At 34.9% G+C, this 26,941-nt stretch carries 21 protein-coding genes and 2 tRNA genes; 22 read left to right on the plus strand and 1 reads right to left on the minus strand.

All coding sequences use genetic code 11. The features are described 5' to 3' along the window. Positions 1-6: 6 nt before the first annotated feature. From ATHE_RS00190 to ATHE_RS00230, 9 genes are all read left to right on the plus strand, one after another. Positions 7-984, plus strand: a complete 978-nt coding sequence (locus ATHE_RS00190) for an AAA family ATPase (protein WP_012660714.1) — start codon at positions 7-9, stop codon at positions 982-984. Continuing rightward, positions 978-1,880 (plus strand): DUF58 domain-containing protein, encoded by a 903-nt coding sequence (locus tag ATHE_RS00195; RefSeq protein ID WP_231503206.1) that lies wholly within the window; start codon positions 978-980, stop codon positions 1,878-1,880. Before ATHE_RS00190 ends, ATHE_RS00195 begins: the two co-directional genes overlap by 7 nt. Next, a complete protein-coding gene (locus ATHE_RS00200; protein ID WP_012660716.1) occupies positions 1,877-3,697 on the plus strand; it encodes a vWA domain-containing protein in 1,821 nt (606 codons plus the stop codon). Before ATHE_RS00195 ends, ATHE_RS00200 begins: the two co-directional genes overlap by 4 nt. After that, a complete protein-coding gene (locus tag ATHE_RS00205; RefSeq protein ID WP_012660717.1) occupies positions 3,681-6,389 on the plus strand; it encodes a vWA domain-containing protein in 2,709 nt (902 codons plus the stop codon). The genes ATHE_RS00200 and ATHE_RS00205 overlap by 17 nt, the downstream gene beginning before the upstream one ends. Before the next feature lie 105 nt (positions 6,390-6,494). Beyond that, positions 6,495-7,775 (plus strand): adenylosuccinate synthase, encoded by a 1,281-nt coding sequence (locus tag ATHE_RS00210; protein ID WP_012660718.1) that lies wholly within the window; start codon positions 6,495-6,497, stop codon positions 7,773-7,775. Positions 7,776-7,939: 164 nt separating this feature from the next. Continuing rightward, positions 7,940-9,682, plus strand: coding sequence for an ABC transporter ATP-binding protein (locus ATHE_RS00215; RefSeq protein ID WP_012660719.1), 1,743 nt, complete (start codon positions 7,940-7,942; stop codon positions 9,680-9,682). Positions 9,683-9,712: 30 nt separating this feature from the next. Further along, positions 9,713-11,509, plus strand: a complete 1,797-nt coding sequence (locus tag ATHE_RS00220; protein WP_012660720.1) for an ABC transporter ATP-binding protein — start codon at positions 9,713-9,715, stop codon at positions 11,507-11,509. Positions 11,510-11,600: 91 nt separating this feature from the next. Further along, positions 11,601-11,676: transfer RNA gene (locus ATHE_RS00225), tRNA-Lys, on the plus strand. Positions 11,677-11,698: 22 nt separating this feature from the next. Next, positions 11,699-11,773, plus strand: a tRNA-Glu gene (locus ATHE_RS00230). 179 nt (positions 11,774-11,952) lie between these two features. On the opposite strand, the gene ATHE_RS00235 is transcribed toward ATHE_RS00230, so the two are convergent. After that, positions 11,953-12,528: a stage II sporulation protein M gene (locus tag ATHE_RS00235; RefSeq protein ID WP_012660721.1), complete on the minus strand. Its 576-nt coding sequence runs from the start codon at positions 12,526-12,528 to the stop codon at positions 11,953-11,955. A gap of 172 nt (positions 12,529-12,700) precedes the next feature. Here ATHE_RS00235 and ATHE_RS00240 point away from each other — a divergent pair, with 172 nt between their 5' ends. The 13 genes from ATHE_RS00240 to ATHE_RS00300 are packed head-to-tail and all read left to right on the plus strand — an operon-like array spanning position 12,701 to position 26,931. Beyond that, positions 12,701-13,333: an MBL fold metallo-hydrolase gene (locus ATHE_RS00240; RefSeq protein WP_012660722.1), complete on the plus strand. Its 633-nt coding sequence runs from the start codon at positions 12,701-12,703 to the stop codon at positions 13,331-13,333. Between the two features lie 15 nt (positions 13,334-13,348). Continuing rightward, entirely contained in the window at positions 13,349-15,556 is a 2,208-nt protein-coding gene (locus ATHE_RS00245; RefSeq protein WP_012660723.1) for an O-antigen ligase family protein, read from the plus strand. 32 nt (positions 15,557-15,588) lie between these two features. Continuing rightward, the gene (locus ATHE_RS00250; RefSeq protein WP_012660724.1) at positions 15,589-16,380 is read left to right on the plus strand and encodes an ABC transporter permease; all 792 of its coding nucleotides are present in this window, start codon (positions 15,589-15,591) and stop codon (positions 16,378-16,380) included. 30 nt (positions 16,381-16,410) lie between these two features. Further along, positions 16,411-17,145, plus strand: a complete 735-nt coding sequence (locus tag ATHE_RS00255; RefSeq protein ID WP_012660725.1) for an ABC transporter ATP-binding protein — start codon at positions 16,411-16,413, stop codon at positions 17,143-17,145. A 44-nt stretch (positions 17,146-17,189) separates the two neighbouring features. Continuing rightward, positions 17,190-17,921, plus strand: coding sequence for a sugar phosphate nucleotidyltransferase (locus ATHE_RS00260; protein ID WP_012660726.1), 732 nt, complete (start codon positions 17,190-17,192; stop codon positions 17,919-17,921). A 22-nt stretch (positions 17,922-17,943) separates the two neighbouring features. Further along, entirely contained in the window at positions 17,944-18,405 is a 462-nt protein-coding gene (locus ATHE_RS00265; RefSeq protein WP_012660727.1) for a dTDP-4-dehydrorhamnose 3,5-epimerase family protein, read from the plus strand. Positions 18,406-18,420: 15 nt separating this feature from the next. Beyond that, positions 18,421-19,377: a dTDP-glucose 4,6-dehydratase gene (gene rfbB / locus ATHE_RS00270; RefSeq protein ID WP_012660728.1), complete on the plus strand. Its 957-nt coding sequence runs from the start codon at positions 18,421-18,423 to the stop codon at positions 19,375-19,377. Positions 19,378-19,381: 4 nt separating this feature from the next. Then, positions 19,382-21,553, plus strand: a complete 2,172-nt coding sequence (locus ATHE_RS14055) for an FkbM family methyltransferase (RefSeq protein WP_012660729.1) — start codon at positions 19,382-19,384, stop codon at positions 21,551-21,553. Further along, on the plus strand, positions 21,553-22,794 hold the full coding sequence (locus ATHE_RS00280; RefSeq protein ID WP_012660730.1) for a glycosyltransferase family 4 protein: 1,242 nt from the start codon (positions 21,553-21,555) through the stop codon (positions 22,792-22,794). Before ATHE_RS14055 ends, ATHE_RS00280 begins: the two co-directional genes overlap by 1 nt. A gap of 29 nt (positions 22,795-22,823) precedes the next feature. Next, positions 22,824-23,831 carry a glycosyltransferase family 2 protein gene (locus ATHE_RS00285; protein ID WP_012660731.1) on the plus strand — a complete coding sequence of 336 codons (1,008 nt, stop codon included), beginning with the start codon at positions 22,824-22,826 and terminating at the stop codon, positions 23,829-23,831. Beyond that, entirely contained in the window at positions 23,828-24,673 is an 846-nt protein-coding gene (gene rfbD / locus ATHE_RS00290; RefSeq protein ID WP_012660732.1) for a dTDP-4-dehydrorhamnose reductase, read from the plus strand. The genes ATHE_RS00285 and rfbD overlap by 4 nt, the downstream gene beginning before the upstream one ends. Beyond that, positions 24,674-25,570, plus strand: coding sequence for a glycosyltransferase family 2 protein (locus ATHE_RS00295; RefSeq protein WP_012660733.1), 897 nt, complete (start codon positions 24,674-24,676; stop codon positions 25,568-25,570). Continuing rightward, positions 25,558-26,931, plus strand: a complete 1,374-nt coding sequence (locus tag ATHE_RS00300) for an undecaprenyl-phosphate glucose phosphotransferase (RefSeq protein ID WP_012660734.1) — start codon at positions 25,558-25,560, stop codon at positions 26,929-26,931. Before ATHE_RS00295 ends, ATHE_RS00300 begins: the two co-directional genes overlap by 13 nt. The last annotated feature ends 10 nt before the right edge of the window (positions 26,932-26,941 follow it).

Genomic DNA, 26,941 nt, shown 5'->3' on the forward strand with positions numbered 1-26,941 from the left:
CAGCATTTGGTTTTGCAGGATATTGAATATACAATGCAGGTTTTAAACAAAGTAGAAAGCGAAATTTCCAAGGTTATAATTGGCCAGAAGGATGTTATCAGAAAGGTCTTGATTGCCATATTCTGTGGTGGAAACATCCTTCTTGAAGGATTGCCGGGCGTTGGCAAGACTCATCTTGTAAAGTCAATTGCAAAGGTGCTGGACCTGAAATTTTCAAGAATTCAGTTTACACCTGACCTCATGCCATCAGATATTGTGGGAACAAATATAATTTCAAAAGACAAGGACGGAAGTTTGAATTTTACATTCCAAAAAGGTCCTATCTTTGCTAACATAGTATTGGCAGATGAGATAAACAGAGCAACACCAAAGACGCAGTCAGCACTTCTTGAGGCAATGCAGGAGAAGACGGTCACTGTAATGGGGCAGACCTACAAGCTTGATGAACCATTTTTTGTTCTTGCAACACAAAATCCTCTTGAGCAAGAAGGGACATATCCACTTCCAGAAGCACAGCAAGACAGGTTCTTGTTTAAAATTGATGTTCCACTTCCAGGCTTTGATGAGATGATAAGGATTGTAAACCTGACGGTGGAAAGTCGAATGCCCGAGCCTCAAAAGGTCATTGAAGGGAAAGAGATAGTGAACATAGGCAGAATTGTTCGACAAGTACCCATTGCAAAGCCTGTTTTGGAATATGCAACAAGGCTTGTTTTGAGCACACAGCCGCACATTGAAGAGAACGACATTGCAAGAAAGTATCTTAAGTTTGGTGCAGGACCGAGAGCTCTTCAGCACCTTGTTTTGGGTGCAAAAGCAAATGCGCTCTTTGAGGGAAGACCAAACGTTGCGTTTGATGATATAAAAAGCCTTGCAAAAAGCGTTCTGTGTCACAGGATTGGCTTGAACTTTGAAGCAATATCTGAGGGTCTTACTCAAAGTGACGTTGTGGATATGATTTTGCAAAGACAAAAAGAGTGGTAGAAAAATTTAAAAAAGTGGTGAGAATTTTGATGTTTGGCGGGCTTGTTGATGACAAAACGCTGAAAAAACTTAGCACTTTAAAATTTAAATTTGGAATCGAGATAATTTCACAGTTTGAAGGGCAGCAGAAATCAAAAGGGCGGGGAAATTCGCTTGAGTTCAGCGACCACAGGGAGTACATGCCGGGCGATGATTTTAGAAAGGTAAATTTTAGGATTTTTGTGGCAACCCAGAGGCTTTATGTAAAGCTTTTTGAACAGGAAAGACAGACAACTTATAATTTTTTCATTGACATGTCAAAATCGATGGATTTCGGAAGCAAAGTCAAAAAAGGTGATATGGCAAAAGCGTTAGCTTTTTGCCTCTCATACATTGCTCTTTCGCGGCTTGACAGTGTCAATATATTTTTGGTGCAGGAAAATGGCATTTTATCATCAGGTTATCTTAAAGGTAAGCAAAGCCTTCCAAAGATTGTGAGGTTTTTAGAGGATGCTAATTTCGAGGGTACAGCAAATTTTGAAAATATTAAAAATATTTATATTCCAAGAAAAAGCATCTCATTTATTTTTTCTGATTTTTTGTTTGAAGGAGCAGCTAAAGTTTTGAAAATGCTTTCTGCAAGGTGCTCTTTTGTATGCTGCTGTCAGATATTAGATGAAATTGAAGCATATCCTTCATTTGAACATACATTTTGTCAGCTGATTGACAGTGAGAGCGCAAAAGCTATTGATGTGGAGCTGTCAAATAGTTTAATTAAAGAATATGTTGAAGAGCTGAGAAGGTATCAAAATGGGCTCAAAGAAATTTTAAAAAAGGCAAATGGGAGGTTTTATGAGGTCTTGAGCTCAAGTGCACTTGAAAAAACTGTGATGAATATGATTGGAGTGGGAAGATGAACTTTTCACAGCCACTTTTTCTTTTGTTTCTTTTGACAATCCCGATATTAATTTTTTTGTATATGATAAAACCAAGGCACAAGAAAGTAACCATTCCAAGCACGTTTTTATGGGAGCGATTGAAAAAACAAAAAAGAGTTGTAAAGCCGGCGCAAAAGTTAAGATTCAGCCTGCTTTTACTTTTGGGGATTTTTGCACTTTTCAGTTTTTCAATGTATCTTGCAGCTCCTAATATATTTATAAAAAATACCCGCAAAAATGTAGTTTTTGCCTTTGATAATGGTGCTTCTATGAGCTGTGTGGCAGATGATTCTAAGTCATATCTTCAAAAGTCAAAAGAGATAGCAAGAGAGATAATAGATACACTGCCGGGCACAACAAAGGTCAGCATTGTGACTTTTTCAGACACAGTCGAGATTTTGCAAAAAGAAGGCACGCGCAGCTTTGCCAAGGATGCGATTGACAGGATAGTTCAGACGTACTATGTAACAGATGTGAAAAAGAGCTTGAATATTATTTCAAAGCTTTTCAAACCCTCAGATACAACTTTGTTTATATTTACCGACAAGAATATGCCTCACTTAGAAAATGCAAAACTTTACAAGTTTCCAAAACCAAAAGATAATGTTAGCATTGAAAATATATCTTGTGTCTCAAGAAAAGATGGTTTTGATGCTCTGGTAGAAATTAAAAACAGAGGAATTCAAAAAGCGAGTTTTGATCTTGAACTTTTTGCAGACAGCAGACTGGTAGGATTGAAAAGCATTTCCCTTTTGCCAGGGAAAATGGGTACTTTTTTGTTTGAAAATATCAAAGGAAATTACAAGGTTGTGTGGGGGAGAATAAATTATCCAGACGAAGTAACAAAAGACAATGTCTTTTGGACAGTTTTAGAGCCCTTGATGGCAAAACAAAAAGTTTTGTATGTAGGAAAAGGAAATTTCTTTTTTGAAAAAGTGTGGCTTACTTTTGATGACGTTGAATTTTATAAAACTCAAGATGTCAAAAACATTGCTGGTGATTTTGATATATACATATTCGACCAGTGCATACCACAAAAGTTTCCTCAAAAAGGAGCTTTCATATTTGTATTGCCAAAGAACAGCAGTGCCTTGAAGCTTTTAGGGATAAAGATAGGGAAAAATGCAAGCAATGAAGGATATGCAAGGTTTGTAAAGTCAGCTATTTCACAAAACATTATTGGGATGGATTTTGCTGTGCAAAAGGCTGTGTATATTGATGATAGTGCTTTTGAGCCAGTTGCAAAGATAGGTGGCAAGCCAATAATCTCTTTTGGCAGTATCCATAATCATCCGTCAATCCTATTTGGTTTTGCGATAGATAACAGTGACCTGCCTTTGAAGGTATCTTTTCCAATTTTGATGGCAAACATTAAAAGTGCTTTTGTCAAGAAAAATCAGTTATTTGAAAAGACAGCTTTTTATCCTGGTGAAGAGATAAGAGTTTTTTCATATTCAGATAAAAAAGCAGATTTGGTACTACCCGATGGGAAAGAAGAAATTGTTGATTTGTCAGGTTATCCCTCAATTCTTCCTAAAAAAGATGTGTTGGGAGTTTATTCTTTGGTTCTAAATGAAAAGTCAAAAGAGAATTACAAATTTGCAATAAATTTCCCAACCTATGCTCTGGATGATTCGGGCAGTAGAAATTTGGCAGAAAATAATACCAACTTTCCAGATGCAGGTAAAATCAATAGCGTGAAAATGCCATATTCTTTGAAAGATATATTTTTGATACTGGCACTTATTTTTTTGACTTTGGAGTGGATGGTGTTTTTAAATGAGAATAGAGTTTGAAAGACCTTTTATTTTACTTGCTGCAGCTGTGCTTGGAGTATTTATTTGGCTTGTTTCAAGAAGATTTTCAAAAGAAAGTTTGGGTAAAAGATTTGTTGTATGGGTGAGGATTGTTTTAATAACGCTCATAATCCTGGCTCTAAGCGTGCCAAGCTTGGCAATTTCAACCGACAAAATAACAACAATTTATCTTGCGGATATGTCAGAGAGCAATAGAAAGAACGCAGAAAAAATGAAAGACTTTATTCAAAGGTCGATAAAGCTCAAAAAATCAAATGAATTGCAGTCAGTTGTTGTGTTCGGGCAGGATGCAAACATTGAGTTTACACCGACTAAGTATCCTAACTTTTCTGAATTTGGAACGGCTGTAGATAGCACTCAAACCAATATTGAAAATGCAATAAAGTATGCAGTAAATCTATTTGACAAGGATCAACAGAAAAGACTTGTCATTCTAACAGATGGGAAAGAGACAATAGGTGAGGCAAAAAATGAAGTAGAACTTCTCAAAAATAATGGAATAGATGTAAAAGTAGTGCTATTTAAAAGTGAGAAAGAAAAAGATGTTCAATTTTCAAGTTTGAAGATTCCGCAGAAGGTATTTAAAAATCAGGCGTTTTCGATATTTGCCAATATAAACACCACTTTTTCAACAAAAGCTCTGCTCAAGATTTTCAGAGACAATGATTTAATTTTCAGCCAGCAGGTGACGCTTGAAAAAGGTGAAAACAGGTTTGTGATAAAGGATAAACTGGACAAGGAAGGGGTTTTCAGCTATCAAGGAGAAGTTGAAGCGATAGATGATGAAGAAGAGTCAAACAATGTTGCGTATGCTATGTGTCAGGTAAGAAAACCTCAAAAGGTTCTGGTAGTTTATGAGGATATTGATGATGTGAAAAATGTCAAAAATCTTCTTGATTCTTATTCAGCCGATTATGATGCAGTAAAGAGCGACCAGGCAAACTTTGGGCTTGACAAACTCTTAGGGTATTCTTTTGTGATTTTGTGCAATGTGTCAAGAGAAAGCTTTAGCGATGAGTTTTTAAGCTCTGTAGAGAAGTATGTGAAGGATTTAGGTGGTGGACTTTTGGTAATTGGCGGCACAAATTCATATGCGCTTGGGAATTATTCTAATTCGGTTTTAGAAAAGATGCTGCCTGTCAAGATGGAGATTAAGAACAAAGAAAAGGAAAAGAACATAGATGTTGTACTTGTCCTTGACCATTCAGGCAGCATGGCAGATACAGAAGACGCAGGTATTCCAAAATTAGAGATTGCCAAGAGTGCTTCTGCAAAGATGATTGAGCACCTTGAAAGTTCAGATGGTGTTGGTGTGATTGCTTTTGACCACAATTATTATTGGGCATACAAATTTGGTAAGATAAGCAAAAAAGAAGATGTGATAGAAAGCATATCAAGCATCGAAGTAGGTGGTGGGACGGCTATAATTCCACCCTTGAGTGAAGCAGTTAAAACTCTAAAAAAGTCAAAGGCAAAAAGCAAGTTGATTGTGCTTCTGACTGATGGCATGGGTGAACAAGGCGGTTATGAAATTCCAGCCAATGAGGCAAAAAGAAATAACATCAAAATCACCACAATTGGTGTTGGAAAGTATGTAAACGCTACAGTTTTGAGTTGGATAGCCTCTTTTACCTCAGGCAGGTTCTATTTAGTTTCCAATCCTTCTGAGCTTGTTGATGTGTTTTTAAAAGAGACAAAAATTATAAAAGGCAAGTACATAAAGGAAAAGAAGTTTGTCCCCAAAGTGGTTGAGACAAATTCAATAAACTCAGGTTTTTCCTCTTATCCACCGCTTTACGGTTATATCGCAACAACAAAAAAAGACCTTGCAACCAGTCTTTTGGTAAGCGACGAGGACGAGCCTATTTTGACAGTGTGGAGGTACGGGCTTGGAAAGGTTGCTGCATGGTGTTCGGACTTGAGCGGCCAGTGGTCGCGTGACTGGGTTTTGTGGGATAGATTTTCACAGTTTTGGACAAAGCTTTTCAAGTGGTTGGAAAAAGGGGCAGATGACAGCAGCTATGATTTTAATGTTCGAAAAGAAAAAGATTTGGTGGTATCTTTGGTAGGCAAGTTCGATGCTGATACCATTGCAACTCTTAAATGCATGTATCCAAACGGCAAAGAAAAGACAATTGCAATGAGAAGAACTGCACCAGATAGGTTCGAATCTAAAGTTGATTTTATGCTGGGAAATTATGTATTTGTGGCAACCTTAAGTAATAAGGACAAATCCAAGGTATCAACGTTTTTCTATTCAGCTAACTACTCTGATGAGTTTAGAGTGGATATAGACAGCAGCAGGTTTGAACAGTTTATCTCCTTATCAGGTGCAAAAGTTATAAAAAATCCCAATGAGGTGTATGCGGGAAAGCTCAAGAGCACAGAAGAAAAGAGGGATATTAGCAGTTTATTAATAGTTCTTTGTATTGTATTATTCCTTTTGGAAGTGAGTATTAGAAGATTTGGTCTTTATCCTCAGGTGGAAAGGAGTTTTTTGGCAATATCTTCAGGCTTTAAAAGGATTGCAAAGCCACATTCACTTAAAAGGGTATGGGATAAAGTATCTTCTTTGAAGAAGAAGAAGAAGAATACTTATGCGAAAAATTCAAAGGAAGCAGAGGTAGTATCTAATGATACTTTGGATGTTAAAAAACTGAGAAGATTTTAAAATTACTTAAAAAACTTACTTCATTCTGATATAATATTAAAGGACTTTTAATATTTTATTTAAGGTAAATAATCTTAGCCTATAAAAGAAGGAGAATGAACAGAAATGCAACAAATCCGCGCGATAGTTGGCACCCAATGGGGTGACGAAGGAAAAGGCAAAATTGTAGATTTTTTGGCCAAGGAAGCTGATGTTGTTGTTCGGGCTCAGGGCGGCAACAACGCAGGTCACACAGTTGAAGCTTTCGGTAAGGTTTTCAAGCTACACCTTATACCGTCAGGAATACTTTACAAGGATAAGCTCAACATCATAGGAAACGGTGTTGTGATTGACCCAGAATCTTTGATACAGGAGATAGAAAGTTTAGAAAAAGAGGGAATATCAACAGAGAACTTAAAAATTAGCGACAGAGCACATCTTGTTATGCCATACCACAAGATATTAGATGAAGAGCAGGAAAGACTGAGAGGCGAAGAGAGCCTTGGCACAACAAAAAGGGGAATAGGTCCTGCGTATACTGACAAGACCGAGAGAACAAACCTCAGAGTTTGTGACATGCTTGATGAAGAGGAGTTTGTGCAAAAGCTAAGAACTGTTTATGAGAGGAAAAATCAGATACTTACCCATGTTTACCACAAAACACCGATGAAGTTTGGAGAACTTTTAGAACAGTTCATGAAGTATGGAGAAATTTTAAAGCCGTATATCACAGACACAATAAAACTTCTGAATGATTCAATAAAAGCTGGCAAAAAGGTTCTTTTAGAAGGTGCACAGGCAACAATGCTTGACTTAGATTATGGAACATATCCTTATGTTACATCATCGCACCCAACTGTTGGTGGATTTTGTATTGGAGCAGGGATTGCACCAAAGTACATTCAAGAGGTAATAGGTGTTGTTAAAGCGTACACCACCAGGGTTGGGAAAGGTCCGTTCCCCACAGAGCTTTTGGATGAAATAGGAAATAGCATACGTGAAAAGGGAAGAGAGTACGGAACAACCACCGGAAGACCAAGAAGGTGCGGCTGGCTTGACCTTGTTGTTGTGAGGTATGCGGTTTTAATAAATGGAATTGATAAGATTGCACTTACAAAGCTTGATACGTTATCCGGTCTTCCAAAAATAAAGGTTTGTGTTGGATACAAGTATGAAGGAAAAGTCTTAGATCTTTTCCCTGCGTCTTTGAGGGTTGCAAGAGAGTGTGAACCTGTGTATGAAGAGTTTGAAGGCTGGAGCGAAGAGGAGATAAAAGCTGCAAAAGAGTATGAAGCTTTGCCAAAAAGTGCAAAAAGATATATAGAGTTTATAGAAAAAGAGACAGGTGCAAAGGTTTTTCTCATTGGCACAGGACCGGCAAGAGAGGATATAATAATAAAAGACTAAAAGTTATTGCTAATAAAAAGCCATCCGAGAATGTAGTTGATTCGGGTGGCTTTTTGTGTTACTTTGGCAGCAGAAAAAGTGTTTTTTTGTGGGAATAACTTAATTTTTTTTGAGATTGGGTGTATAATAAAATTAAATTTTTGAGGAAAAGAGGATGAGAAAAGTTGGACTATCTTAAAAGACTCATGAAGTATTTAGACGACTGCAAACTGTTGGTAGCGGTTGGCCTAATCTTGGCGCTGGCAGGGATATTTTGCAGTATGGCAGTGCCGAAAGTGTCAAAGCACATCATTGACGATGTTCTTGTTGCAAGGCACTTTGAAAAGCTTTACCATTTTGCTATTATTTTGGCAGGACTTGTGCTTTCAAAGGCAATTTTGAATTATTTTCAGAGCTACATATTCGAATACACATCTCAAAAAGCCATCTATAAGCTCAGAGAGCAGCTCTACACAAAGCTTCAATACCAGTCTTTTGAATATTTTGACAGAGCATCAACAGGAGCTATTATGAACAGAATAGTAGGTGACCTGGAGGCTATTCGAAACTTTTTAAACCAGGGCTTTGTTCAGGTAATTAGCATAGTCATTACATTAATATTGGCACTTTCTATAATGCTTTCAATGAACCTTTTACTTTCATTTTTGAGCTTAGCAACAACACCTCTTATATACTCTAACGTCAAAAGCCTTGCCAAAAAACTTCAGCCAACCTTCAGGGAAATAAGAACATCCTTTGAAAAGCTCACATCAAAGGTGCAGGAGAACATTACAGGTATAAGAGTTGTCAAAGCGTTTGGAAATGAAGAGCTTGAAAAGAAAAGTTTTGGAAAAGTTGCATTTGAGTTTACAAGCAAAAATATCCAGGCTGCTGATATAAGGTCGGTGCACAATCCTCTTGCAAATTTCTTAAATGGCTTAAACTCAGTCATAATCCTTGTGGTTGGAGGGTATTTGGCTATAAAAGGGAAGCTGTCTATTGGCACGCTTTTTGCATTTGTGAGCTATGTGAACTTGTTCTCTGCACCCATTGGTAACATTCAAAACCTTGTGAACCAGTGGCAAAACGCCTTTGCATCCTTGGAAAAGGTGTTCGAGGTGCTTGACAGTGAGGTTTTAATTCATAGTCCAAAAAATGCTATTCATCTTAAAAACATCAAAGGTGATATAAAGTTTGAGAATGTGTATTTCAAGTACAAAGATAAGTTTGTTCTAAAGGGAATAAACATTCATATTCAGCCTGGTGAGGTTGTTGCCATTTTAGGTCAGGCAGGTTCTGGAAAGTCATCTTTAATAAATCTTCTTGCCAGATTTTACGACCCGACATCTGGCAGGATACTCATTGATGATGTTGATGTGAAAAATGTAAAGCTTTGTTCACTCAGAAGAAACATTGGAATAATAATGCAGGAGACATTTATTTTTTCTGATACAATTGCTGCAAACATAGCGTTTGGAAAGCCAGATGCAAAAGAAGAAGAGATAAAATGGGCTGCAAAGCTTGCCCGGGCAGATGAGTTCATTGAAAGGCTTCCAGAAGGGTACTCTACCGTTGTTGGTGAGAGAGGGATAGGACTTTCGGGCGGTCAGAAACAGAGAATTGCAATTGCCAGAGCGCTCATATACAACCCAAAAATTTTAGTGCTTGATGATGCAACGTCAAGTCTTGATTTTGAAACAGAGGCTGAGATTCAAAATACTTTGAAAGAAGTGATAAAAGGAAGAACAACAATTATCATAACCCACAGAATTTCCCAGCTTGTTGTTGAGGCAAACAAAATTTATTACATGCAAGATGGCAGAATTGTTGAACAAGGAACACATGAAGAGTTGATGAGATTCAAAGGTAGATATTACACAACATTCAAAAAACAACTGCTCGAGCGCGCAAACTCACTTCCTGCTTAAAAAAGTTTTGTAAAAGGGGGAATTTTTAAAATGGCAGACCCTGTGGCCAAAAAGCCAATGTTTTCTCAAGAAGAGACAAATTACGAATTGAAGATACCATATTTGAAAAGGCTTTTTAAGTTTCTTCTTCCTTACAAAAAATGGCTGGTTTTAACCTTGATTTTCATGTTCGTAGCAACAGTTGCCGAGTTAGTTTCTCCCTACCTTTTGAAACAGGCAGTTGACTACTATATCCCCAAAAAAGATTTCAAGGGAATTTTAATAATTGGAGTTTTGCTCATTTTGATGCTTTTCATAAACAAAGAGTGCTCGAAAAACAAGATAAGGCTTGCAAACAGAACAGGGCAGATGGTTTTGTTTGATATCAGAAAAGCTCTTTTTGACCACGTTCAAAGCCTTTCTTTCAGCTTTTTTGAAAAAAACTCAACAGGAAGAATTATTGTTAGAATTGTCAATGACGTCAATACTTTGAACAACCTCTTTACAAACGGCATTGTAAATGTAATAACAGACATGTCAAGCTTGGTTTTAGCAGCAATAATAATGTTTTCTATAAATCCTAAGCTTGCAATAGTGACATTTGCAGCTTTGCCAATTTTTTTAGTAGTTCTTTTTACAACCAGAAACGCCATAAAAAGAAACTGGAGGACTGTGCGAAGGAAAATTGCAAACTTAAATGCGTATATACACGAAAACATATGTGGTATCAGGGTGATTCAGGCATATGTCAGGCAAAAGGTCAACAGGGCTATTTTCAAAGATGTCATAGATGATGTGTTTTTGTCATGGATGAAGGCGGTCAGGATAAACGGCATATTCTCACCTGCGGTTGAGGTATGTTCAATGATAGGAACGCTCATCATCTACTTTTACGGTGTAAAGCTTCTTAAAATAAACGGTGTTACAGTTGGAACTTTAATTGCTTTTGTTAGCTATTTAGACAGGTTTTGGCGACCGGTTGTTACACTTTCAAACTTTTACAATCAGCTTCTTGTTGCAAGCGCATCGTCAGAAAGGATCTTTGAGGTGCTTTCTATCCAGCCCGAAATAAAAGAGGATAAAAATCCGGTAGAGATATCTACTTTTAGAAATTCGATCGAATTTAAAAATGTGTGGTTTGCGTACAAAGATGAAGAATATGTTTTAAAAGATGTGTCGTTTGAAATCAAAAAAGGAATGATGGTTGCGCTTGTGGGTGCAACAGGCTCTGGCAAAACCACAATTGCAAATCTTCTTTCAAGGTTTTACGACCCGCAAAAAGGCAGTATCCTCATTGATGGCATTGATCTTAAGAAAATTAGCTTTAAAAGTTTAAGGAAACTTATAGGTATTGTCCAGCAGGAACCATTTTTGTTCTCAGGAAGCATCCTTGACAATATTCTGTATGGAAAACCAGATGCCAAGTTTGAAGAGGTTATAGAGGTTTGCAAGTTTTTAGGTGCACACGAATTTATATCGCAGTTTGAGGATGGTTACTTTACACAGGTAAATGAAAGGGGAAACAGGCTATCTACTGGACAAAAACAGCTGATAAGTCTTGCAAGGCTTTTGCTTCAAAACCCCCAGATTCTTATTTTGGATGAAGCAACGGCATCGCTTGATACACATAGCGAGCTTATGGTGCAAAACGCTTTAAACAAGGTGATGAAAGACCGCACTTCAATTGTGATTGCTCACAGGTTATCTACCATAAAGGATGCAGATCTCATAATTGTAATGGACAAGGGCAGGATAGCTGAAATGGGTACACACGAGAGCCTGATAAGGAAAAAAGGTATCTATTATGAACTTTGTGCAAGCCAGATAAGATTTGTAAAGGCAGGGTGATAAGAGGAAGAAAAAGATACTGCGAATATATTTTTGGTATTTACAAATAACAAGAAAGGTCTTATAATATTTAACCGTGTTTAATTTGTGTGGGCCATTAGCTCAGTAGGCAGAGCACCAGCCTTTTAAGCTGGGTGTCCCGCGTTCGAGTCGCGGATGGCTCACCATTTAATTTGAAAAGTGACAGGTGGCCCCGTGGTCAAGTGGTTAAGACACAGGCCTTTCACGCCTGTAACAGGGGTTCGAATCCCCTCGGGGTCACCATTTGTTTATGAAGAGCCGAGTACCTTCCAGATAGGGAGTTGAAAGGCTCCAGGCATGTCCTGCTTGCCAGATGGCAACTGGGATATGCTGAATTTAAAAATATGATGTTGAATGAATAGGCAGGAAGTTAATTCTTCCTGCCTATTTTGTTTTTGTCTTCTAATTTCCTATCGGCTCTTTTATCTTGCAAAGCTTGAAGTGACAAAAGCTTCTATAAAGGCTGCAAATACTACCAGGAAAGCTCCGCACACAGCGAGAACTAAGAACCTTTTAAAGGCAATGTTCAGCTTTGGTTTTTCCTTTGAAAAAACTGCGCTTTCCAGAAATATCGCCGATGCTGCGCTGCCTATTATGAATGCTGCAATTTCAAATATCCCGTGGGGCAAAATCAAAAGTAGGGTTTTTCCAATAGATAATTCTTTTGCTGAGATTGTAGCAACAGCTCCAACTATAAAACCGTTTGTTAGCAGCACAAAAACAGATATAAGACCGAATGTCAAGGTCCCTACTGTGATGATTATAAGATAGACTTTCATGTTGTTCTTGAGGATTGCAAGAAAGAGAAGGTATGGGCTTTTTGCGTTTTTCAAGATGTTTTCAAACAATTTCCTGATATACTGGTTGATGAATCTTTGAATTTCATCTCCAAAATAAAGTCCTGCAACAATGCCAAGGATACAAGAAAGTACAAAAATCAAAAATGATATTAGAATAAGTCTTTTTTCAGCTTTAAAGGTCTGAACAACAAATTTCACCTGTTGCTTACCTCCTCAAATGCTTTGAAACTCTTTCAACAAAATGATAACAAAACTTGCAACTTAAGTGCAATTCCGAGCAGAAGAAATTTTTTCACAAAATTTTAATTAACTTCTCTTCATATTTGGTATATAATTATTTCTGATATAAATTTACAGGAGGTATGTAAACATGAAGATAACATACCTTGCACATGCAAGCTTTTTGATAGAGACAAAATCGGGGGTAAAAATTTTAACAGACCCGTACGATGGTTCTGTTGGATACACGGTGTTTGAACTGTCACCGGATGTGGTGCTCACATCTCACAAGCATTTTGACCATGGCTACACAGGCAACCTAAAAGGAGATTATGTTCTTGTCGACAAGGAAGGCGAATTTAACGTCAAGGGTGTTAAAATAAAAGGCATAAAGACCTTCCTCGACAAAGAAAAAGGGCAAAAACGAGGAGAAAACATTGTGTTTGTTATTGAGGATGAGTTTTGTGTTGCGCATCTTGGCGATTTGGGGCATGAACTTTCATCCCCTGAGCTTGAAAAGATGGGGAAAGTTGATATTCTTTTAATTCCTGTTGGCGGTGTGTATACAATTGATGCAAAAGAGTCTTTCAGTGTTGCAAAGGCTGTAAATCCAAGAGTTGTAATTCCTATGCATTATAAAACAGAAAAGCTCAAATTTGACCTTGGAAAGGTAGAGGAGTTTACAAAGCATTTTGAAGATGTTGAAGTGTTGCAGACAAGTGAGATTGAAATCAATAGCCTTCCAGAAAAGCAGAAGGTCATTGTATTAAAATACAAAGGATAAAGGAGAAATTGCAAAATGGCAAAAAAAAGTGAGAAGAAAAGTATATATCAAAGTGCAAATAAATTTGGTGAAGGTGGAACTTCAATTTTTCCAGGCAAAACACTTGCGGCATACAAAGCATTTGTGCTTTTTGTCTTTTGTGTGCTTGTTTTGATGAGTCCATATTATAGAGGACTTTATTTTGATTATGAACTAAGTGTATTTCAAGCAGTTATGGCTGGGATATTTATTCTTTTTGCAATATATCTTTATCTTTCAAAAGAGGGTTTTTTAATAAATTCAAAACTTGAACTTATGCTGCTTCTTTTTATGGTTGCATATATTGTTCCCTACTTTTTTGCAGCAAACAGAAGGCTTGCTCTTGGAGAATTTTTCAAGTATGCATTTTACTTTGCAGTTTTTTATGTTGCGTCAAGAATTTCAAAAGGCAAAGCAGAAAAGTTTGCAATTTTGAATACTCTTTTTCTCTCAACAGTAGGTGTTGCATTTTTTGGGTATCAAGCAGCGGTAAAGTTAATTCCAGAAACTGCCCGCCCTCTTGGCATGGCCATGAACGGGCTTTGGGTTGGAAATATGATAAACTCAACACTGCAGTATCACAACACAGCAGGAACTGTGCTGGCGTTCGGATTTATAATCTCTTTGATGCTGGCAATATATAGTAGAAATAAGCTGCTTAAAAGCTTCTATTTTGCCTTTTCAAGCTTTATATTTACAGCGTTTTTCTTTACATACTCAAGAGGCTCATATATTACCCTCTTGCTTGCTCTTTTAGTGTTTTTCTTGCTTTTGCCGAGAGAAAAAAGAATTTCGCTCATTTTTAACATAGCGATTGTTGGCGCTTTTGTTATTACTTTTTTGAATAAGGTTGGGGCAAACCTAAACGAACATGGGAAAGTAAAACTTTGGCTTGTCTTGCTCTTCCAGATGCTTCTGGTTTTTGCCCTGACATATGCTTTTGGATTTGTGGAGAGAAGACTTTATGGTATTAGCAACAACATTTATATAGTGGCTGCAGGCGTTGTTGGCATTTTGGCTATCATTGGTTTTGCCATTGCTCTAAAGATGCATTTGATTCCTTCAGACATGGTCGAGAAAATAAAATCCATAGCTATGTTCTGGAAAGAGAGAAACTTTGTTGAAAGAATGGTGTTTTACAGAGATGGTTTAAAGATATTCTTAAAAAGTCCTGTATTCGGTTATGGTGGTGGGGCATGGGTATCGCTGTATTTTATGTACCAGTCTTATTTATATTTTACAACCCAGTCTCACAACTATTTTTTGCAGGTGCTTCTTGACACGGGGATTGTTGGATTTAGTATACTTTTAGTGTTTTTATGGCTTTTATTTTCTGCTTCGCTCAAGGCATGGGATAAAAAAGAACAAAAAGAGAATGTTATTATTGCTGGGCTTGTGGCTGCAGCTATACAGCTTTATTCTCACTCAGTGCTTGACTTTGACTTTTCGCTCGCATCTGTGCAAGTTCTGCTATTTGCAGCTTTAGGGGTATTAGTTTCAACCTCTTTACAAATTCTTCAGAAGCATAAGCAAGAAAAGGTGATTTACACGAGCAGAAAGACAAATTTTGTACCTGTTTTGCTGGCAATATTTTATCTGTTTGTGATAGTAATTTCATTGAATTTCAGACTTGGAAATTACTATGCTAACATTGGTCAGCAGGCGCTGCAAGCAGGGAATTTGTCTGCTGCATATTCGTTTTTGTCAAAAGCTGTCACATACGACTCACTCAATTCCAATGCGCTTTCAGACTATGCGGTTGCTCTATACAGAATAGGTGACCAGAACAAAGATGCAAACCTGATTGCGAAGGCAGACGGTTATTTCAGACAGGCAATTGTAAATGACAGGTTCAATCCAAAGATAAGGTTTAAATATGCCGTATATCTTCTTTCTCATGGAGCAATAGATAGCGGACTTTCACAGATAGAAGAGGGGATAAAGCTTCAGCCTCTTCAGCCAGCAAACTATGAGCTGAAGGCTGATGCATATGCAAAGGTTGGAGATTATTACCTTGGAAAAGGTGATAAAGAAAAAGCGAAGAAGTATTTTGAAGTTGTGTTAAAGATTCCTGAGGAAATTGAGAGATTGAAAAAGTACAGAGAACACATTCCAAAAGAGCTAATTGGCCAAGAAAAAATTGTGCCGTTTGCGATGACACAAAGAACTCAGCAAATAATTGAAGAAGTCAAGAAAAAGATATAGTTGGCTGAACAAAGAAAGGGTGGACTTGTAATTTGAATAGATTTTTGGCAAACTTTCTGAAATACAAAGATCTTTTATATGAGCTTGTTTTGAGAGATATAAAAATTAAATATAGACGGTCTATTTTAGGTATGTTTTGGAGCTTGCTAAATCCTCTTTTGATGATGATTGTTTTAACGATTGTATTTTCTCACCTTTTCAGATTTGACATAAAAAATTATCCTATTTACTTATTGACCGGACAAATTATGTTTGCTTTTTTTTCTGAATCAACCTCAAGTGCAATGAGGGCAATTATAGATAACGCTTCACTCATTAAAAAGGTATATATACCAAAATATATATTTCCTGTTTCCAAAGTTTTGTCATCTTTTTTTAATCTAATTTTCTCACTTTTGGCAATTGTTTTAGTTACAATAGGAATGGTAGTATTGGGCAATAATGTTAATTTAACGTGGACATTTTTGTTATTTCCTATTCCTTTAATATTCATATTAATTTTTTCAATAGGCATAGGCTTAATTCTGTCTTGCTATGCAGTATTTTTCAGAGATTTGATTCATCTATACTCGGTTGGATTAACTGCTTGGATGTATTTGACACCCATATTTTATCCTGTGAGTATAATTCCACAAAAATATCTGATATTGATTAAGCTAAATCCGATGTATTATTTTATAGAGTACTTTAGAAAAGTTACATTTTATGGTACACTACCTACACTAAAGGAAACTCTAATTTGCATTTTGGTAGACATAATATTTTTAGTAATAGGACTTTTAGTTTTTTATCGAAAACAAAATAAATTTATCTTGTATGTGTAAAAAATTGTTGAAAACTAACTGGAGGTTTGGATGGACAAAAACATAGCTGTAAAGATTGAAAATGTTTCAATGATGTTTAATATGGCATCTGAAAAGATTTATAGTATTAAAGAGTACTTTATAAAACTTGTGTCAGGTAAGCTATACTTTAGAGAATTTTGGGCCTTGAAGGATATAAGTTTTAAAATCAAAAAAGGTGAAATTTTTGGTATAATAGGCTTAAACGGGGCAGGCAAAAGTACCCTGCTCAAAATAATTGCAGGAGTTTTAAAGCCGACAATGGGTAGAGTCTATGTAAACGGTACTATGGCACCATTGATTGAACTTGGAGCAGGTTTTGACTTTGAACTTACTGCAAGAGAGAATATATTCTTAAACGGCGCTATTTTGGGCTATTCAAGAAAGTTCATGAAAGAAAAATTTGACGAGATAGTAGAGTTTGCAGAACTGAGAGATTTTTTAGATGTTCCTCTAAAAAACTTTTCGTCTGGTATGCAGGCAAGACTTGGTTTTGCTATTGCTACAATTGTTGACCCTGACATTTTAATTGTTGATGAGATTCTGGCAGTAGGAGACTTTCATTTTCAGGAAAAATGCGAAAGAAGAATTAATAGTATGCTTGAAAAAGGGACAACTATTGTGATGGTGTCCCATTCAATAGATCAAATTGAGAGAATGTGCCAAAGAGTTTTGTGGCTTGAAAAAGGCAGAATGAAAATGATAGGCGATGCAAAAGAGGTTTGTGAGGCTTACAGGAACTCTTGATGGTTTAACAAATAAAAAATATAAAAAGAAAGGACTGTTATTTCATGAAAGGAATAGTTTTGGCAGGAGGAACAGGTTCACGTTTATATCCGTTAACTAAGGTTACAAACAAGCATTTGTTGCCTGTTGGAAAATATCCAATGATTTATTATCCAATTTTTAAATTAAAACAAGCAGGTATCAAAGAGATAATGATAATAACTGGTAAAGAACACATGGGAGCTGTTGTCAATTTATTAGGAAGTGGTCGTGAGTTTGGATTAGAATTTACTTATAGGATTCAAGATGAAGCTGGTGGAATTGCTCAAGCTCTGGGACTGTGTAGCTTTTTTGCTGGGAATGATAAGTGTGTTGTGATACTGGGCGACAATGTTTTTGAGGATGATATAACTGAGTATGTAAGGAATTTCGAAAAGCAGGAGCGGGGCGCTAGGATTCTTCTTAAGGAAGTTCCGGACCCGCATAGATTTGGAGTTGCTGAACTGAAAGATGGGAAAATAGTCTCGATTGAAGAAAAGCCTAAGAATCCGAAAAGTAATTTTATTGTCACAGGAATCTATATGTATGATAGCCAAGTTTTTGATATTATCAAGACACTTAAGCCTTCACAGAGGGGTGAATTGGAAATTACGGATGTAAATAACGAGTACATAAGAAGAGGAGAGTTGTATTTTGACTTTTTAAAGGGCTGGTGGACTGATGCAGGGACTTTTGAGTCACTAAAAAGAGCAAATGAGCTTGCTGAAAATATGGTGTTAGATTTTAATGGAATATAAATTAAAGGAGAGGTAGGGAATAATGGAGCTTATTGAAGGTGTTAAGGTAAAAAGACTCGAGAAATTTGCTGATGATAGAGGTTTTTTCATGGAGATTTTGAGAGACGAAGATGGCTTTTTAGAAAAATTTGGACAGGCTTCAATGTCTTTGACTTATCCAGGGGTAATAAAAGCTTTTCACTATCATAAGTTGCAAGACGATGTTTGGTTTTTCCCAAAAGGCAATGCACAGGTTGTTCTTTACGATTTGCGGCCAGATTCGCCTACATACAAAAAAACAAATGTATTCTACATGGGAGAACACAACCCTATAGTACTTTTAATACCCAGAATGGTTGCTCATGGCTATAGGGTATTGGGGAATGAGCCGGCAATAATTGTGTATTTTACAACAGAGCATTATAATAGAGAAAATCCAGATGAATACAGAATTCCTTGGGATGACAAGGAAATTAATTTTGATTGGACAACAAAATTTAGATAAGGTGGGAACACGAAGATGGAGACAATTCTTGTAGCAGGTGGGGCAGGTTTTATAGGAAGCAATTTTGTTAAGTACATGATTAGCAAAGAAGAATACAAAATAATCAATTATGATGCATTAACCTATGCAGGAAATCTTGAGAATTTGAAAGAGGTAGAAAACCACCCTTATTATACATTTATTAAAGGAGATATTGTTGATAGATCTAAAGTTGAAGAGGTTTTTAAAAATTATCAAATTGACTATGTAATAAACTTTGCCGCAGAGTCGCATGTGGACAGAAGTATAAAGGACCCTGATATATTCGTTAAAACAAATGTTTTGGGAACACAAGTTTTATTAGATGTGTCGAGGAAATTCGGGATAAAAAAGTTTATTCAAATTTCAACAGATGAAGTATATGGTTCCTTAGGGCCTGAAGGATATTTTACAGAAGAAAGTCCGCTTGCACCAAACAGTCCTTATTCTGCCAGCAAAGCAGGGGCTGATATGCTTGTGAGAGCATATTTTAAGACATATGGTCTGCCTGTGAACATAACAAGGTGTTCAAACAATTTTGGTCCACATCAACACCCAGAAAAGTTTATACCGACCGTAATTTTGAATGCGCTGCAAAACAAGCCGATACCAATTTATGGTGACGGGCAAAATATAAGAGACTGGCTATATGTAGAAGACCACTGCAGAGCAATTGAGCTTGTGCTCAAAAAAGGTAGAATAGGTGAAGTATACAATATTGGCGGGAATAATGAGTGGAGGAATATAGATATAGCCAAATTGATTTTAAAACTACTCGGGAAACCAGAGAATCTAATACAATTTGTGGCTGACAGGCCAGGACATGATAGGAGATATGCAATTGACTCGAGTAAGATTCAAAAGGAATTGGGGTGGAAGGTTGAATATAAGTTTGATGAAGCTATTAGAAAGACTATAGAATGGTATAAAAATGAATTTTTCAAAGGAGAATGAGAATATGAGAAGTATAAACCAATTAAATATTGGTCTAACAGAGACAAAGTACGGCAAATTCTATTATTTAAAGAGTGATGCAATAATAGGCAAATCTTTAGAAATATACGGAGAATGGGCGGTACCAGAAATAGAGTTGTTAACAAGTTTTATAGAAGAAGGGGATATAGTAATTGATGTAGGCGCATACATAGGAACTCATACTATTCCATTTGCTCAAAAGTTGAATGGAAAAGGTTTTGTAATTGCATTCGAACCCCAAGAGATTATATTCAATATACTAGCAAAGAATATAAGGACAAATAACGCAGATAATGTGCAAATATTTAACAAAGCTGTTTTAGATAAAAATACAATAACCTACATAGAAACTTTTAACTACAATGAAACTAATAATTTTGGCAGTGCTAAAATAATAACTGATGATATTGAAACTCAAGGAATTATCAAAAAAATTGAAGCAATCACTATTGATAGTTTAGAATTGAATAATTGTAAATTAATAAAAATTGACGTAGAAGGACAAGAAGAATTTGTATTGAGAGGCTCAGAAAAGACAATAAAAAGTTTTATGCCAATTATTTATTTTGAAAGTAATGAGCTTGAGAAAACATGGAATAGTATTTGCTTAGTAAAGAAATGGGGATACGATACTTTCTTGTTTAGATTTCCAGCATTTAATCCATTTAACATTAAAGGTACACAAGATAATATTTTTGGTTATGCATGTGAAACAGGTATTTTGGGGATTCATAAATCAAAACTGAGTACTTATGGAAATGATACTTTGAAATGGCGAAAATTAAATTATCTATTTGAAATTACCACGCTTGACGATTTAGCTTTTTTATTAATAGAAACTTCTCGTGGACATGATCCCATTATACCTGATATTAAATATAATGAAATCAGAAACATAAAGTTTCTTCAAAATTATATAATTGAGGTGGTAAAAGAAATTGAAAAAAAAGATAAACTATTACAAACAATTAAAGAAGATTTAAAAATAAAAGAACAACACTTACAAAGTATTTATTGTTCGGAAGGTTGGAAACTGTTAACCAAGTGTTATAAAATAAGAGATAAGATATTCCCACCGAATAGTAAGAGAAGAGAATTAGCAAAGTTTATTTTATTTATTATGAAAAAACTGAATTTAAAATTTGTTCAGGAAATAATAAGATTTGCAAGGATGTATGGTATTAAAGCTCTTTATAATCGAAGTCGAATTGCTTTGCACTCTATGAAAAGTTATTCGAGTAACCAAGAAAATTATTTTGTTCCTGAACAATTTGAAAGAGATTATCTTTTAAGTGAAATCAGTGTTGATATAATTGTACCTATTTATAATGCTTATGAGGATTTAAAGAGGTGTGTAGAAAGTATTCTTAAGCACACTGATTTGAAAAAACATAGATTGGTATTAATTAATGATTGTTCGACTGATGAGAGAATATATTCTTTCTTAAAAAATCTTGAGAACGAAAGAACCGAAGAAAATTTACTTGTTATTCATAATAAGGAGAATTTGGGTTTTGTAAAAACAGTTAATAAAGGAATTAGTTTGAGTAATAAAGATGTTATTATTCTTAACTCTGATACAATTGTAACTGCGAGATGGGTAGAAAAGCTTATCAGAGCAGCGTATTCAAGGTCTAATGTTGCAACAGTTACACCTTTTTCAAATAATGCCACAATTTGTTCATTACCAATAATGTTAAAAGATAATTCGCTTCCTTTGGATTGGGATATTGATTATTTTGCTAAAGTTGTAGATAGGATTTCACTTTTAAAATATCCTGAAATTCCAACAGCAGTTGGATTTTGTATGTATATTAAAAGAGAAGTTATTGAAAAAATAGGAATGTTTAACGAAGAGAAATTTGGCAAAGGTTATGGAGAAGAAAATGATTTTTGTATGCGAGCGCTAAACGAAGGGTATGTAAATATTTTATGTGATAATTTATTTATTTATCACAAAGGAAGTCAAAGCTTTACGGAAGAAGTTAAAAGGAAAAGAGAAATGGAGAGCTTAAAGGTTATCAATCAATTACATCCATTTTACTCTGAGATGGTTAAGGCCTTTATAGAAAAAAATCCTTTAAAATATTATCATTCTACACTTGAAGAAATCATGTCCCTTTATAACTTATTAAAAAGTGAGGAGAAAAAGTGATGAGCACAATTGTTTATTTAGTCCATTCAATACCCAAATATGAAAAGAGTGGAACCCCAATAGCTGCTTGGAGAGTGGCAAAGGGTGTAAAAGAAAAATATAATCAAAATGTAGCATTTATAATTCCTTCACCTGATGGAGAAGAGGGAAAAGAAAAGGTTGACGATATTTTGGTTTACAAAGTAAAAAGAATAGATTGGCATGAAAATTTTTTTCATGATTTTGATATAGATAGAGAAACGTATATTAGAAAAATAAAGAATATTTTAAAAGAAGTTAATTGTAATATTTTGCATATTTATAATTTAGTATTTAGCTCTTATCAGGTAATGAAACTTAGGAAAGAAGGAATCAGAATTGTTCGTACGATAACACATACTGAGGATATTTGTTTTAATGTTGATCCTTTTGTTAAAGTTGGTGATAAAATTGAGATATGTAGTGGGCCTGATCCGATAGCAAAATGCGCTTGTCATTATAAACAGATGTATGGTGGTAATAATTTGATGGAGTTTATAATTAAAAAGATATCTAAGCATTTTACGAGCGTAGAATTATTATATTCTAATTTTTGTGATATAATAACCTTTACTAATGAAGAATTTGCTAAATATTTTACCAACTACGTAAATATTCCAAGAGATGTAATCCGAATAATACCACATGGAGTAGAAAATAAATTAGAAAAATATATATTGCCGAATATGCCAAAAAACGAAGGATTTAGATTTTTATATCTTGGAGGAGATAATTTTAGAAAAGGATTTGTTATATTAGATAATGCGTTAAATTCTTTAAATGGGGAGTTATTCAACAAGATTAAGGAAATAACTATAGTGGGTAAAACAACAAAGGAATTTAGAGAAAGGTTTAATAATGATAAATATATGTTTAAGGGGGTATTGCCAGAAGAAGAATTATATAACGAAATAAGTAATGCTGATCTTGTGATATTGCCCACATTTTTCGAAACATATAACATATCTTTAAGAGAAGCTATCAAGTTAGGAAAACCTGTTATAACTACTAAAACTTTTGGTTCGAATATTGTAGTGGATGGATATAATGGGTTTAGATTTGATATTGGTGATAGCTTACAATTAAAAAACATAATAGAATTAATATTAAGCAATCCCCAAATACTGGTAGATATGAGCAAAAATTGTTTAAATACTCATATAACTGATATTGAAGAAGAAATAAAGTTATTTATGAAAGTTTACAATGAATTAAAAGATTAGTTTTTGTTAATAAGAAAAGAGGTAAGTATATGAGAAATTTAACAGTTATAATACCTACATATAATCAAAAAGATTTATTAGAAAGAGCAATAAATTCGTTAATATCTAAGTGCAATGACGAAATAAATATATATGTATTAGTCAACAATACGGAAAGTAATTACATCGTAAGAAATAAAAATTATGCAAATCTACATGTTGAATATTTGAACACAAACTGTGGTTTTTGTAAAGCAGTCAATTATGGATTACGATTAATAAAAAAATCAAGATTTATTTTTCTTTTAAACGATGATACTGAAGTAATAAATCAGATAGATATAGATAATATTATTCATGAATTGATTGAAAAAGGCAACATTTTTTCTATATCGTTGAAAATGCTGAAGGGTAATTATCCAAATCTTTTAGACGACGCAGGTGATATGTACACTATCTTAGGTTGGCAGTTTAAAAGAGGCAATGGTCTTCCAAAAGAACTTTATGATAGACCGTGTGAAATTATTTCCGCATGTGGTGGTGCTGCAATCTATAACAAAAAAATTCTTGATGAGATAGGTTACTTCGATGAAGATTTTTTTGCATATCTTGAGGATGTAGATTTAGGTTTGAGAGCGCTCATGAGGGGATATAAAAATTTATATTATCCTTACATAAGCGTATTGCATGTTGGAAGTGCGACAACAGGAGGAAAATATAACGATATTACTATCAGACTTACAGCAAGAAACTCGATATATGTTATATACAAAAATCTTCCCTTACCCCTTTTAATAATTAATTTTCCCTTTATTTTATTGGGATACTTAATCAAATTTATATTCTTTGCTAAAAAAGGAAAAGGAAAAATTTACATAAGTGGAGTTCTTGAAGGACTAAAAAATTTGCCCAAATTTAAAGAAAAAAGAAGAGAAAATATGAGAAAAAAGAAAATTTCTAACATAAAGCTTGAATGGATTCTTATTAAAGCTACATTTGAATATTTTCACCAATATATAAAAAGAGCATTTTACACTTTAAGAGGTGCAAAGAAATGATACTAATCACAGGTTCCAAAGGCCAACTTGGAAGCGAATTTATAAAGCAGTTTGAAAATAAATATAATGTGAAAGGTATTGACATTGAACAAGTTGATATTACTGATCTTGACAGTACAGTTAGTTATATTTCAGCCACAAAGCCCAACATCATCATCCACTGTGCGGCTTACACCAATGTAGATGGGTGTGAGAGTGACAAAGACACTGCTTTTAAAGTAAATGCCATTGGGACACGAAATGTTGCAATGGCTGCAGAAAAAGTTGGTGCAAAGCTTGTATATATATCTACCGATTATGTATTTGACGGTGAAAAAGAGAAGCCATATAATGAATTTGATAGACCAAATCCGATAAGCATATATGGCCTTTCTAAGCTTGCGGGAGAGGAATTTGTAAAAACTTTTTGTAGCAGATATTTTATAGTGAGGATTGCCTGGCTGTATGGTGAAAATGGTAACAACTTTGTAAAAACAATTGTAAAACTTGCTAAAGAAAAAGGCGAGATTGATGTTGTTAATGATCAGAGAGGCAATCCCACATTTACCAAAGATGTTGTTCAAGCTGTAGAAGTAATAATGAACTCAGAGAAATATGGAACATACCATGTAACAAATGAAGGCATAACTTCTTGGTACGATTTTGCATATAAGATTGTAAGCACGTTTGGGATAGACTGCAAAGTCAATCCAACTACAAGTGATAAATTTATTCGCCCGGCAAAACGTCCTAAGAACTCAGCACTTGACAAGATGATGTTAAGACTTGAATTTGGATATAAAATGAGACATTGGGAAGAGGCTTTTGAAGAGTTTGCTATGCTGATGAAAGGAAGAATATAGATGGATTTGTCTATAATTATAGTTAATTACAATACCAGGAATTTGCTCAGAAAAACTCTTGAGTCAATATATAAGAATCCTACCTATAGAGAATTTGAAATAATTGTGGTAGACAATGCATCAAGTGATGGCAGCCAAGAGATGGTAAAAAAAGAGTTTCCAAATGTTATTTTGATTAAAAATAAACAAAATTTAGGATTTGCCAAAGCCAACAATATAGGGATAAGAATTGCAAAGGGAAAGTACATATTGCTTTTAAATTCAGATACAGAAGTTTTAAGGGGTACACTTGATAGTTGTATAGATTTTTTGGAGAAAGATGAAGCTAAAGAAATTGGAATTCTTGGATGTAAAGTGGTGCTTCCAGATGGCAAGCTTGATTTAGCATGTAGAAGAGGGTTTCCTACTCCTAAGAATTCGTTTTTTAAGATATTTGGGCTTGCGAAGCTGTTTCCTAAAAGTCGATTTTTTGCAGGTTACAATCTTACATATCTTGATGAAAATCAATCTTATGAAGTTGATTCAGTTGTTGGGGCGTTTATGTTAATAAGGCGCGAAGTTATAGATAAAATAGGTTTACTTGATGAGGATTATTTCATGTTTGGCGAGGACATAGATTTTTGTTTTAGAGCCAAACAAAATGGATTTAAAGTTTACTACTATGCTGATGCAAAAATCATTCATCACAAAAGAGGTTCTGGCAGGAATTTGAAGGTTTTGTCAGCTTTTTATGACTCAATGTGGATATTTTATAAAAAACATTACTACAACAGATACCCAAAAACCTTAGCCTTATTAATATTTATAACAATTAAGTTGATTAAATCATTAAAGCTTGCCCATGCGAAAGTACGGAACTTTCCTATTAGAAAGGGAAAAAAACCATGCATAGCCTAAAGAGTTTATATGCAAACCTTAATAAAGTTTTTGACGTAATAGGGGTTTTTCTGGCTTTCTTTATTGCGTGGTTTATAAAGTTTGAAAGTAATTTGTTTCCCAAAGTGGGCCATTTAGATGTTGAGAATTACTTGCTGATATTAGCTATATTTTTGCCATCTTATTTTTTGTTAGCTTTTATTTCAAGAGTTTATCAGCCAGCAACGAAAAAATCAGCGTTAAAAGTGACACTCAACCTTTTCAGAGCAAATATAATCTCGTTAGCGGTTGTTGTTATAATTTTTTACATTATTAAACAAGTTGATTATTCAAGAATTTTTTTGGCATTGTTTATATTGATGAACTTTGCCTTAAGCTTAATTAATCGTTATATTTTAAAACTGCTATTAATTTCAAATAAAAATAGATTTATCCAACAAGAAAATATTCTTATCATAGGAGAAAGTGATTTATCAAAAAATTTGATTCATAAAATTCAATCCTCACCTTATGTTGAGTATAATATGATTGGCATTATTGATGATTACTCAAAGAGTGCGCTTGCTAAGATCTCTGAACTTGAAAATGTCATAAAGATGCATCATGTAGATGAGATAATCATTGCTTTGAGGCTTGAGGAATATAAAAAGCTTCCCTCGATAATAAACATCTGTGAGAAATATGGCATAAGAACATATATTATTCCTGACTATTTGCGATATATTCCGTCAAAAGCTCAAATCGAGGAGTTTGAAGGAATTCCTTTGATAAACATACGCTATTCTCCACTTGATGAGTGGACAAACAGGTTTATAAAAAGGAGCTTTGATATTGTTGTCTCTCTAATTGGATTAATCTTGTGCTTTCCTTTATTCATAATCATAGCAATTTTGATAAAATTAACATCAAAAGGGCCAATTTTGTTTACCCAGGAAAGAGTAGGCTATAACAGGCGCGTTTTCAAAATGCACAAGTTCAGAACCATGTATGTTCAAGACCCTGATGAAGAGAAAATAAGATGGACAACAAAAGATGATCCAAGAAGAACACCAATTGGCAAGATTTTAAGAAGGCTTTCTTTAGATGAGCTTCCGCAGCTATGGGATGTTCTTGTTGGCAATATGAGCCTTGTTGGACCAAGGCCAGAAAGACCATATTTTGTTGAAAAGTTTAAAGAAGAAATTCCGAAATATATGATAAAGCACCGTGTGCGTCCAGGAATTACTGGCTGGGCTCAGATTCATGGACTCAGAGGAGATACTTCAATTGAGGAGAGAATAAAATATGATATCTGGTACATAGAAAATTGGTCTTTCTGGCTTGATATAAAAATAATTCTGGCAACCATCTTTGGTGGCAAGTTTATGGAGAATGCGTACTGAACTCTAATTA

The sequence above is a fragment of the Caldicellulosiruptor bescii DSM 6725 genome (assembly GCF_000022325.1).
Taxonomy (GTDB): Bacteria; Bacillota; Thermoanaerobacteria; order Caldicellulosiruptorales; family Caldicellulosiruptoraceae; genus Caldicellulosiruptor; species Caldicellulosiruptor bescii.